General features: G+C 38.7%; 10 protein-coding genes. 7 read left to right on the forward strand and 3 right to left on the reverse strand.

Going from position 1 to position 12,501, the window contains the following annotated elements; all coding sequences use genetic code 11:
- Positions 1-17 precede the first annotated feature (17 nt).
- The gene (locus tag V7164_RS24350) at positions 18-1,658 is read left to right on the forward strand and encodes a methyl-accepting chemotaxis protein (RefSeq protein WP_438824748.1); all 1,641 of its coding nucleotides are present in this window, start codon (positions 18-20) and stop codon (positions 1,656-1,658) included.
- A 99-nt stretch (positions 1,659-1,757) separates the two neighbouring features.
- Here the strand turns inward: V7164_RS24350 and V7164_RS24355 are convergent, their stop codons facing one another.
- Positions 1,758-2,096, reverse strand: a complete 339-nt coding sequence (locus V7164_RS24355; RefSeq protein WP_335345119.1) for a YmaF family protein — start codon at positions 2,094-2,096, stop codon at positions 1,758-1,760.
- Positions 2,097-3,369: 1,273 nt separating this feature from the next.
- Here V7164_RS24355 and V7164_RS24360 point away from each other — a divergent pair.
- The 5 genes from V7164_RS24360 (at position 3,370) to V7164_RS24380 (ending at position 9,503) form a co-directional block, all read left to right on the forward strand.
- A complete protein-coding gene (locus tag V7164_RS24360) occupies positions 3,370-4,851 on the forward strand; it encodes a response regulator transcription factor (protein WP_335355509.1) in 1,482 nt (493 codons plus the stop codon).
- 157 nt (positions 4,852-5,008) lie between these two features.
- Positions 5,009-6,682, forward strand: a complete 1,674-nt coding sequence (gene hutU / locus V7164_RS24365) for a urocanate hydratase (protein ID WP_335355510.1) — start codon at positions 5,009-5,011, stop codon at positions 6,680-6,682.
- 2 nt (positions 6,683-6,684) lie between these two features.
- Positions 6,685-7,941, forward strand: a complete 1,257-nt coding sequence (gene hutI / locus V7164_RS24370; RefSeq protein ID WP_335355511.1) for an imidazolonepropionase — start codon at positions 6,685-6,687, stop codon at positions 7,939-7,941.
- A gap of 5 nt (positions 7,942-7,946) precedes the next feature.
- A complete protein-coding gene (locus tag V7164_RS24375) occupies positions 7,947-8,918 on the forward strand; it encodes an agmatinase family protein (protein ID WP_335355512.1) in 972 nt (323 codons plus the stop codon).
- Between the two features lie 132 nt (positions 8,919-9,050).
- A complete protein-coding gene (locus tag V7164_RS24380; RefSeq protein WP_335355513.1) occupies positions 9,051-9,503 on the forward strand; it encodes a MarR family winged helix-turn-helix transcriptional regulator in 453 nt (150 codons plus the stop codon).
- Positions 9,504-9,599: 96 nt separating this feature from the next.
- On the opposite strand, the gene V7164_RS24385 is transcribed toward V7164_RS24380, so the two are convergent.
- Positions 9,600-10,103, reverse strand: coding sequence for a CarD family transcriptional regulator (locus V7164_RS24385; protein ID WP_335355514.1), 504 nt, complete (start codon positions 10,101-10,103; stop codon positions 9,600-9,602).
- A gap of 243 nt (positions 10,104-10,346) precedes the next feature.
- Here V7164_RS24385 and V7164_RS24390 point away from each other — a divergent pair, with 243 nt between their 5' ends.
- A complete protein-coding gene (locus tag V7164_RS24390; RefSeq protein WP_335355515.1) occupies positions 10,347-11,801 on the forward strand; it encodes a DHA2 family efflux MFS transporter permease subunit in 1,455 nt (484 codons plus the stop codon).
- A gap of 110 nt (positions 11,802-11,911) precedes the next feature.
- On the opposite strand, the gene V7164_RS24395 is transcribed toward V7164_RS24390, so the two are convergent.
- Positions 11,912-12,364, reverse strand: a complete 453-nt coding sequence (locus V7164_RS24395; protein WP_335355516.1) for a CBS domain-containing protein — start codon at positions 12,362-12,364, stop codon at positions 11,912-11,914.
- Positions 12,365-12,501 lie beyond the last annotated feature (137 nt).

Raw genomic sequence — 12,501 nt, forward strand, 5'->3', positions numbered from 1 at the left:
CTTCCATCATATTTCTTATGACGATTAGCGCCATTGGTTATGTATACATGAGTCAAATGTCTAATAATACGAAGGAAATGTATACGGAACGGTTAATCCCAATAAAAAATATTAATCTTATACGGAATAACAATCGTGCGCTTGATTCTTATGTACTAGAATTAATAATAACGGATGATAGAGCAAAGCAGGTTGATTTAGAAACAAAAATTAATGAGAGATTTGAGCAAAACAATCAGCTTATGAAGGAATATGAAGCGACTGAATTGGATGGGGATGAAAAGCAAAACTTCACACATCTTCAAGAGCATCTGAAAGCTTACGAAAGAGAGCTTAATGGAATTGTTGATTTGGCTTTAGCAGGTAAGCGGGAGCAGGCCTATTTGGCGTATTCTACACAGCTTAATAGTGTTAGGGTTTCTGTTAGCGGATATTCAGATGTAATTAGCGACAGCAATATTAAAGCATCTGAACATTTAAATCAGGTCAATGAAGAAATGAAGAACCAGGCAACGATGATCATGCTATTTGTTTCTTTACTTGCGGCTATCCTCTTTACAGGCATTGGATGGGTCATTATTAATCTTATAACGAAGCCCGTGAAGGAAATTCAGAATCTTATGTCAAAGGCTGAAAAGGGCGATTTTACTATACAAGGTAAAATTGATTCCAAAGATGAAGTTGGACGATTAACGGAATCATTTAACAGCATGATAAACGGAATTCAAGGGCTGATCAAACAAGTTTCCCTGACATCTGAACATGTTGCTGCTTCCGCTGAAGAGTTAACAGCAAGTACAGAAATGACAAACAAAGCAACAGAGCATATTGCAAGGACTATTCAAGAATTAGCAGAGGGTACAGATCAGCAGGTTCATAGTGTTGGAGAAACAAAGAAAACTATTAATGAAATGTCTGATGGTGTTCGTCAAATAGCTGGTAATGCGCAAAATGTGTCCGATGCGGCATTAATTACCTCTGAAAAAGCATCTGAAGGAAATGAAACCATTTCAAATGCTATTCTCCAAATGAATTCAATCAATCAAACCGTCTCTTTATTAGGAGATACGATTAAGGGGTTAGGAGAACGGTCAAAGGAAATCGGATCTATTATCGAGGTGATTACAGATATATCAGCTCAAACAAACCTTCTTGCCTTGAATGCGGCAATTGAAGCTGCTAGGGCAGGGGAAAGCGGACGAGGATTTGCTGTTGTAGCTGATGAAGTTCGAAAGCTCGCAGAACAATCAGCTGGGTCAGCTCAAAAAATTTCAACATTAATTACCTCCATCCAAAGTGAAACACAATCAGCTATTTTATCAATGGAACAAGCTTTTACTGAGGTAAATGAGGGAATTGGAATCGTAAATACAGCAGGAGAATCATTCCAGCAAATTCAAAGTGCTGTTAAAGAGGTAGCTAGTGATATACTTGATGTCTCATCGGCTGTCCAGCAAATGGCTGCAAGTTCAGAGCATATTCTTAATGCGATTAATATCGTGAATGAAGTCGCGGCCACAGCTGTAACCGGAACAGAGGAGGTTTCATCTGCAACCGAAGAACAGCTCGCATCCATGGAAGAAATAGCTGCGTCTTCCCTTGCTTTATCGAAAGTGGCAGAGGAATTGAAGCTGTTAATTGGAACCTTTAAAGTGTAGATCTGTAAAAGTGAAATAAAGAAAAGGAATATAAAACGTTAAAAAGCCCGAATCTAGGCAGGTTAGACATTGCCAAAGATTCGGGTTTTGCCATATCGGTTATTTGCTGCCAGGTGCGGGCTGGTCAACACCTTTTACCCGATGACGATGGCCATCGCTTTCAGTTGTATAGAAGTCATAATAATGAACATGCATGCCATTGCCGACAGGGATTGCAGGGCCTGAATAAGCTTTGTAATGGTGATTATGACCATCCTCAAAAAGGACATATCCCTCTGTATAATGAATATGATTCCCGTCCTGGGTTTGGATAGGTGGAGAAGTAATATCTAAACACTGATGGACATGTCCGTCACTAACAGAAGTATAATCTACAGAACCATGATTATGATGAGGCACAAAGCCTAGCTTAAAATCATCTTTTCCTACTCTATTCAACGCACTCACCCCAAAAATAATATTTTTCCCTCTAAATGTATATGCACATAAATTGGATAATAATTCTTGAGAAGTTGTAAACAGATCTTAATTTGGAATTAATGGAAGGATTAAATTATGGATGGAGGAGAAGTGGGGGAAATAATTAAAAGTTATTTTTGCATAATAGTTAAACATGATTAAAGATGTTAATCAAGCGATTGATTAATACGTTATTTTTCAAATTCAATCAAACGTTTGATTAATGATCCGTGCTTACAGCCCCAAGCAATTAAAAATTAATTAAACGTTTGTTTAAAGGCTGAAATCTGGATATTAATTAAACGTTTGATTAATAAATTCTTGGTCAAAATTCACGTGTTTAATAAAATATGGAATATTTTTTAGTATGTAACAGAGTGCAAGGTTATTTCGAGCATTAAGGACAAGTTCTGCTAAAGACGATGACGATTTGTTTTACACTTAAATAAAGCACTGCTTATAAATAAATTACCACTTTGATTAGCGGTGAAAATAGCATACCCTCAGAGGATTATGAACTGAGTACTTTAAAATGATGAGTGAACAATAACGGAACCATAGTCCGCTTTAAATTTTTTCGGACACTCATTCCGCTATTTACTAAAAATCCCGCTCCTTCCAAATGCAAGCGGACCCCAGTGTCGTTAATCGATGAAAATCATACAAAATTTATCCATTTTAACCCTAATAGAGGATCCTAAGTCCGATAAACTATGAAATAAAGGCTATTTTGCAAAATAGCGTGACCATAGTCCGCCAATTTGCTCACCCTGAACAATTCTATACGCTTTTTACTTCCTATTTCCATTTAGTATTTTAATATTCATACGAAATCAAGGGTAGTTTGGTCTCCTATTTACAATGTTTCTTCACAAAAACAGAACCACTCATTATTTAGACCCCCCTCTAAATAATTTCTTACAATAACAAATAATTTCCACTAGAATTTCAATCAAACGTTTGTTTAAATGGCTTTTTTTAAAATTTAATCAAACGTTTGATTAGCCGTTTAATGCAACAGCCACAAGGGATTGAGGGTTTAATTAAACGTTTGATTAATTAGGTTTTATTCGGATTTAATTAAACGTTTGATTAAAACTTTTTCCCGAAAATGCCATGATGCCCCCTGTATTTCGAATAATATCTTTCCACATTGGACTACTCATAATAAAGGGAAACCATTATATTTAGGAGAATAATATAATTAAACAAACGGGACATCATTCATACCATGTTTTAAGGGGTGTTTGCTATGGATATACACATACTTGGTAAGGATTCATTAGAAGCTCAGGGAATCCGCTGGATTATTGAATCACATTTAGCAGGAGTGAGGCTGAGTCAGTGGGATACTATTGAGGAGCTAATTCAGTCTGTACATAAACAGCTGCCACAGCTTGTCATAGTGGATATGGATCGATGGGGCCCCGAAAGTGAGCGGCTATGTAGCCGGCTCCAGCAGCTAAAAATTCGCTGGCTGGGGATTTCTTCGGAACGGATTTTTCAAACGGCGTATCGGGCTCTCCGATTTCGGGCGGAGGATGTTTTGTTTCGCCCTTTTTCAGCAGATGACCTAGTTAAACATATTCAACAGCTTCGTTACCAAACGCGTAATGAACAACCCTTCTATTTGAATCAAACAGCTAGTAAACCTAATCCTGATATGATCGATTACCCGGACCTTTTTTTATCAGATAGAAAGTATAGCTTTCCAATCACAATGGTAGCGTTCTTAACACCTAATCCGGATACTCTTCGCCTTGTGTATGATGCCCTGCAGCGATACTCTTTTCCAGGTAACCATACATTATTTGCCCTATCCGATTTTATCCTTTGTGTTCAGGAAACGGATAAGATTGAAATTTTACAGGAGGTTTATCAATCTTTTTTAACGAAGTGGAAGGAAAGGATGGACGAGCCTTTAGCTATTGTGATTAATATCGAGTCGACCGAATTTTCTCTAAAGGCTAAATACCAGCAAACACGGCAGCTGACGAAGAGGATTTTCTTTGAAGGATACGATATTATTTTAGCGGAAAATGATCAAATGCTTTCTAGAGAATTAGACCCCTTCCTCACTCCTCTTGAACAGCGGCAATGGATTGAGATGCTGGAAAAGCAAAATATACGGGCAATTAAGGACTGGGTAGAACATGAATTTCTGACATATGAAAAGCCATACCCCGATCCTGAAATGGTTCGTATTCGTCTAACAAGTGTGCTTGCCCAAATTCGCAGGCATATGAAGTCATATAATCTTCAAAGTGCAACATTAGAAGCTGCTTACCATGAAATCTTTCAGCAAATTATTCACAAACCAGTCATTTATCAAATTGTTCAAGAGCTTCTCACTTTTACTAGCCGTTTGCTTAATCAGGTTGAAGCCCAGCTTCTTCAGGAAGGTCCGCGTTCTCTAGTTGAAAAAGCAAGAGAATTAATAGAAGCAAATTATTGGGATGCAGGATGGAATCTAGCGGCTTGCGCTGAGGCTCTTCGAATCAATAAAAGCACACTTAGCCGGCGTTTTTCAATGGAATCAGGAATATCCTTTAGGGACCTCCTTCATCAAGTAAGAATTCGGGAAGCAAAACGCCTGCTTCAAGAAACGAATTTGCCCTTAGAGGAAGTAGCAAGATTAACGGGCTATTCCCATCAAACGTACTTTAATTCTAAATTCAAGCAGTATGAATCCTGTACACCGTCAGCATACCGCAGCGGTTATAGTAATTTCTAATATGTTATTGAAAATCATCAAGCTAATGAAACATTTTATAAAAAACAGTAATAATATAAAAATCAGTGCAATAAAGTATAAGATTATCATTATTTTATAAATAGTTATCTGAAATTTCCCTATACAATAAAAATATAAACAAAGGGAGGTAAAGATAATGAAAACAGTTGCAAGTGAAAAGGTTGTACGTTACCGAGGAACAGAATTGAATACAAAGGGCTGGCAGCAAGAAGCGGCACTTCGTATGCTTATGAATAACTTGGATGCTGATGTTGCTGAGCGCCCGGAGGATCTCGTTGTATATGGAGGAATAGGCAAAGCCGCGCGAAACTGGGAATGCTTTGATGCCATTGTAAAATCCTTAAAAGAACTCGAAAATGATGAGACCTTACTTATTCAATCAGGAAAGCCAGTTGCTATTTTTAAATCACATACAGATGCACCGAGGGTTCTTCTTGCAAACTCTAACATTGTCCCTGCCTACGCGAATTGGGATACTTTCCATGAACTCGATAAAAAAGGTCTAATGATGTATGGGCAAATGACAGCAGGCAGCTGGATTTATATTGGTTCACAAGGGATTGTTCAAGGAACCTATGAAACGTTTGCTGAGCTTGCAAAGCAGCATTTTAATAATTCACTGAAAAATACGATTACCGTAACAGCTGGACTTGGAGGAATGGGTGGCGCTCAGCCTCTTGCGGTTACGATGAATGGCGGCGTTTGTATTGGGATTGACGTTGATGAAACGAGAATTGACCGTCGAATCGAAACTCGTTATACAGACGTAAAAACAGATTCTCTCGATAAAGCAATTCAGCTGGCACAGGAAGCTAAGTTAGCTGGCAAGGCTCTATCCATTGGCTTAATCGGAAATGCATCAGATATTTTACCAGAAATGATTGCAAAAGGATTTATTCCAGATGTTTTAACAGATCAAACGTCTGCTCACGATCCACTGAACGGCTATGTTCCTTCAGGAATGTCATTAGAAGCAGCTGCAGAATTACGACAAGCAAATCCAGAGGAATATGTGAAGCTTTCCAAGGCGTCAATGGCAAAGCATGTTCAGGCGATGCTTGATATGATGGAAAAGGGCGCGATTACATTTGATTACGGCAATAATATTCGTCAGGTTGCGAAGGATGAAGGAGTAGAAAATGCATTTGCGTTCCCTGGGTTCGTTCCAGCCTATATCCGTCCACAATTCTGCGAAGGAAAAGGACCTTTCCGCTGGGTAGCTCTTTCTGGCGACCCTGAGGATATTTATAAAACAGACGAGGTAATTCTGCGTGAATTTAGCTATAATACCCATCTTTGCAACTGGATCCGGATGGCTCGTGAAAAAATTCAATTCCAAGGCCTTCCATCCCGCATTTGCTGGTTAGGCTACGGAGAGCGTGCACGATTTGGAAAAATCATCAACGATATGGTAGCAAGAGGTGAATTAAAGGCGCCGATTGTGATTGGACGTGACCATCTTGATTCTGGTTCAGTAGCTTCACCGAACCGTGAAACAGAAGGAATGAAGGATGGATCAGATGTTGTAGCTGACTGGCCAATTTTGAATGCGATGATTAATGCAGTTGGCGGCGCAACATGGGTTTCTGTCCACCATGGCGGTGGCGTTGGCATGGGCTACTCACTGCATGCAGGTATGGTTATTGTTGCAGATGGAACGAAGGAAGCTGAAGCCCGCCTTGAGCGTGTGTTAACAACTGACCCAGGTATGGGAGTTGTCCGACATGTCGATGCAGGTTACGAGCTGGCAGAGGAAACAGCGCGTGAAAAGGGCGTCAATATTCCGATGTTAAAAAAAGGGAATGAATAAGTATGGTAAAACCGATTTGGATTAAACATATTACGCAGCTAGCTACGCTTTCTTCGGAAGTTAAGGGACCGCGTTCTAGGGAAGCGATGTCTGAGCTAGGATTAATAGAGGACGGAAGCCTATGGATTGAAGATGGTGTTGTTCAGGCTGTTGGGACTACGAAGGAACTTGAAAAGCTTTACGCCGCAAGGGTACAAGATGCTGAAATTGTAGATGCTGCTGGGCACTTAGTTACCCCAGGGCTTGTTGATCCACATACACATGTTGTTTATGGCGGCAGCCGTGAACGTGAATTTGAAATGCGTCTTGAGGGCGCAACTTATATGGACATTATGAATGCGGGCGGCGGGATTCATGCGACGACCCGCATGACCCGTGAAGCATCTGAAGAAGAATTGATTGAACAAACAACACACAGACTTAATTCTTTCTTAAAGCATGGTGTGACAACTGTGGAAGGAAAAAGCGGCTATGGGATGAATCTTGAAACGGAATTGAAGCAATTAAGGGTGATGAAAAAGCTGCAGGAATCTCATCCTATTGATCTTGTTCCGACCTTTATGGGGGCGCATGCGGTTCCGTCTGATTTTAAAGGAAGAGAAGATGAATTTGTTGATCATTTAATTGAAGAAATGCTGCCTATAGTAGCAGAGGAAAAGCTAGCAGAGTTTAATGATGTTTTCTGTGAAAAGGGTGTTTATACTCCGGAACAATCAGAGCGTATTTTAGAAGCTGGGAAACGATTAGGCCTAATTCCTAAAATACATGCGGATGAAATTGAACCGTATAGCGGGGCGGAGTTAGCGGCCAAGGTTGGTGCCATTTCAGCTGAGCATTTATTGAAGGCATCAGACGAGGGCATTCAAGCAATGGCCAAATCTGGAACGATTGCTTGCTTACTGCCGGCGACTGCCCTTTACTTGCGTGAACAGGCAGCGGCAGGAAGAAAAATGATTGATAAAGGTGTTGCAGTTGCCATTTCTACTGACTGCAATCCAGGATCTTCACCAACTACTTCTATGCCGCTCGTTATGAATCTAGCATGCATCTCTATGAGACTAACACCTGCCGAAAGCTTAACAGCAGCAACCTATAATGCAGCTTGTGCGATCAATCGTCAGGAAAAGATCGGGTCTTTGGAAGTTGGCAAACAAGCAGACATCGTTCTCTGGAATGTTAAAAGCTATCAAGAATTGCAATATTTATTCGGCGTCAACCATGTGAAATCAGTGTGGAAAAAAGGCGTTCAGGTGGTGTAAGAAATATGAAAGAGAATTGGTTTCAAAAGCCGGAATGGTCTTGGAATAAAGGAGAAGGAGAGCCCACTTATGTTCATCATTGGGTTCGTCCTCTTCATGAAATGAAGGAAAAGCCTGATCTGATTTTATATGGGGCACCGATTTCACGGTCCTCTATAAGCGTATCTGGCGCCTCCTTGTATCCGACTGAATTTCGGCGGATGTGGAAAGGCTTTGCCACCTATAATTTAGATGAGGATGTGGACTTATCTGCCTATCGTGTGGCAGATGCGGGCGATGTTGCCATGCATACAACTGATATTTTGTTATCCCATCAGCGCATCCAATCCTCTACAGCATCAATAGTGGAGGCTTACCCGGAAACGGTAACGTGCATGATAGGCGGTGACCATTCCATAACTGCCTGCTCTGTTCGCGGGATTAAGGATGCTTTTCCAAGTGAAACGATTGGGATTTTGCAGTTAGATACCCATCTTGATGTAAGAGATCCTGCTGAACTCGGACCAGCCAATGGGACACCTATCCGGCAATTAATTGATGGCGGCATCGTAAAAGGGGAACATGTTTTTAATATCGGACTGCACGGTTATTTTAATGGAAAGCCGCTAGTTGATTACGCAAAAGAGCATCAGATTCAAATGGTGACTTTAAAGCAGGCACGTAAAAATGGAATGATCAAAACCATTCAGGCTGCCTTAACAAAACTATCAGATCAAGTTGACCGCATTTACGTAACTGTTGATATGGATGTGCTAGATATATCCCTAGCACCAGGTGTACCTGCATCAACTCCAGGTGGAATGACAGCTATTGAATTATTTGAAGCCTTATTGGAAATCGGACAGAATCCAACTGTAAAGCATATTGATTTTGTTTGTTTAGACCCAAGTAAGGATTCCGCTGTGGCAGAAACGGTTAAGACAGGGGTATATGCGTGGATGCAGTTTGTGACGGGGCTAGTAAAAAAGGTCAAGTAGGATTAATAGCATAAATTGATTTTACGAGAAATGGGATCATCTCCTATTTCTCTTTTTATGCGGCCTAGTAATCTATTGGAAGTACCAAATTGACATCCAATATCGGGTTTTGTATAGTAAGTGGCGAGGATTATGATGGGAGTGAATCATTTGATTTCAAACTCTGAATTACAAAATTTAGATCTTATTGATTTAATAAGTGAACGTCATAGCTTGGTCCGAAGAATTTCAGAGAAAGCCTGGAACGATAAAAGTGAGATTTATATCTCAAATTCTGAATGGTATATTATGGCCAGGATTTATAAAAAGAGACCTACTATTTCTTATGTTACAAAAAATGTAAATATTTCTCGCCAGGCGATCCATAAGTTTATTAAAAATCTTTCTGCCAAAGGATTAGTGGAAGTCCATAATGTAGAAAACAACAAAAAAGAGAAGTGTATCCAGCTAACAGCCTTAGGTGAAGAATGCTACGAAAAAAACGAAGCCTTGAAAGCCCAGCTTGAGAATAAAATTGCTGAAAAAATAGGCACTGATCAAGTAAATATGCTTAAAAACTTATTAAAATTAGAATGGGACATTTAAAAGCTAAAAAGAAACTAAAACCCCTCGCTTTGTTAATCTTGTTAACGAAGCAGGGGTTTTTTTAGATCAAAGCAGTCAATATGGAGAAGAATTTATCTATTCAGTTCCCTTAATCAAGTTTATTACCATTTCATTTACCGCATCAAAAGTAAGATTCAATGAAATAGCTAATTCTTTAAACAAAATATTTTGTGTAGAGTTCAAAAGTTTACGATCTTGTTCATAAAGTTTTTTTTCGTTCAGCTCATATTCTATTTTTTTCCTCATCAACGTGTTAACCACTTTAGCAATTTCTTTTCGATCACCAGCATGTACAATTTCACAATAGTCATTGTAACGCATGTTTGCATGTTCAATCCACTTTACCCCTGGATCTTTAAAAGATTCAAGTATTTCATTGGCTTCCTCTTTACGAATTAGTTCAAGCATGACTACTTTATCATTATCTACAGGAGTACTTATCGTTAATTGATGATCATTTTCCATGGGGTGTAATACATAATACGGTCTTGTAATACCTGCAACTGTTTTTTCACAAATATCATCAATTTTACAAATGCCATGTGCGGAATAGATGATTAAATCTCCAATATTAAACATTTGTTCCTCCTCAGATATATTGTCAACTAAGTTAATAATAACTTAACAAAAAAATATTGTCAATTTGGTTGACATTAAGAAAAAATTTTTGATATATTTATGAACATTCGGCTGGTATGCAGGAGGTTACCACGAAAATGGATACAAAATCGCTGATAATCGACATCGCGACAACGATTTTCCAACAAAAAGGAATTAAGGGTGTTGGGTTTATTTAATTTAAAAGGAGATAAAGAGATTTTTATGAATACACAAATTCAAGTGAAAAATCCAAAGATAATGGCATTTATCTTAATGTTTGGTGCATTTATTGGATTATTTGGTGAAACAGCATTAAATATGGCATTATCAAATGTTATGGAGCAATTTTCTATTACAGCTGCAACTGCACAATGGCTAACAACAGGATATTTATTAGTCTTAGCCATTTTAGTGCCGATTTCAGCACTGTTAATGAAATGGTTTACGACTAGACAATTAGTTATTGGGGGACTTATTATTTCGCTGTTGGGAGCGATTTTAGCAGCGTTATCCTTAGATTTTACGATGTTATTAATTGGCCGTTTAGTTCAAGCCATCGGAACAGGTATTCTGATACCGGTTATGACGAGCGTTCTTTTGATTATTTTCCCTGTTCATAAACGTGGAGTTGTAATGGGGCTTATGGGGCTTGTTATTACATTAGGCCCAGCCTTAGGACCAACACTTTCAGGGGTTATTATTAGTACATTGGGCTGGCATTATATTTTCTGGATTAGTGCTATTTTATATGTATTATTGACACTTTTTGCTGTAGCTAAGATTGTAAATGTTTCGGAAATTACAAAACCTAAAATCGATGTTTCATCAGTTGCTTTATCAACAATCGGTTTTGGCGGATTAATTTACGCGTTGGCAACGATGGCAGAAGCAAGCTTCTCATCTCCTAAAGTATGGGCACCATTACTTGTAGGGATTATCGCACTTCTATTATTTGGTATTCGCCAAATGAAAATGCCTCAGCCGATGGTTAATTTACGTGTGTTTAAGTATCCTATGTTTACATTGGGAACAGCGATGATGTTTCTTGGTATTTTAATGATTTTAGCTACTGGAATTTTATTGCCTATGTATCTAAAGGGTGCTTTATTATATAGTGCGATGGTGGCTGGTTTATTATTACTTCCTGGTAATGCCGTCAACGTGGTTATGTCACCGATTGTTGGGACTCTATTTGATAAATTTGGCCCACGTGTTTTTGTCATTATTGGTTCTATTGTTATCTTGATTGCAAATCTCATGTTTGCGTCCGTAATCTCATCAACAACACCTGCTTGGCAGATAATCGTAGCATTTATGATCTTCTTCTTTGGGATAACGATGGTAATGATGCCATCACAAACAAATGCACTTAATCAATTACCGCGTGAATTATATGCAGATGGATCAGCGGCTATGAATACATTGAACCAAGTAGCCGGGGCAGCAGGTACAGCTATCGCGATTACTTTATTTACTGCTGGTCAAAGCGGATATGTGATTGATGTTCCAAATGCTTCCCAACCAGAGGTATTAGCTGCTGGAATAAAATATACCTTCTCCTTTATTACTGGGATTTCTGTAGTTGGGTTAATATGCTCTTTATTTGTAAAAAAATCAAGTGCAGTAAAGGAAAAATCCCCAGCTGCGGTGAAAGCAACAGAAGCAGTACGCGGGTAATAGAATTTCCACTAAGTATCTTTTAAAAGGATATAACAGCTTTTTTCAAATGCTAGAATAGTTTCGAGAAACCATTCGTACAGGTGTTATTTTACGAATGGTTTCTTTTTTCATGAAGAAATAATTTTTTTCGCAATATTATTTATAATGTCTCCTCTGCTCAGAACACCAATGACGCGGCCAGCCCCATTGACTACGGGGAGTTTTTTATAATGATGCCTGGATAATAATCGAATTGTTATTTCAAAATCATCATCAGGTGATACAAAGAGGAGATTTCTTTTTGTCATAATTTCTTTTACTTGTGTATCCAACTTTTCTTTTATTACATCCTCAATTTCCCCATCTTCTATTATATAAACAAGGCCAGCAATACCTATGGGCTTTGGAGACAGGTAGCGTAATATGTCTCCATCTGATACCATACCGACCAAATGACCTTTATCATCAACAACTGGTACACCGCCAATTCGATTGGAATTGAGTAAAGTTAACAATTCCTTGACAGTATTCGAAGGTTTAACAGTAAAAACTTTTGTAATCATAAAGTCTCTTACTTTCATAATAAATCCCTCTCCTTGTATTGTAACCGCATACATTTTTATCTTAACATAATGTTCCCTATCCTTGTAATGATGGAATTTGTCTATTCTATATATTAAAAAAATCACCTACAGCCACTGGTTCCCGCTCCAAGGGT

The organism is Bacillus sp. JJ1474 (assembly GCF_036965225.1).
GTDB lineage: Bacteria > Bacillota > Bacilli > Bacillales > Cytobacillaceae > Cytobacillus.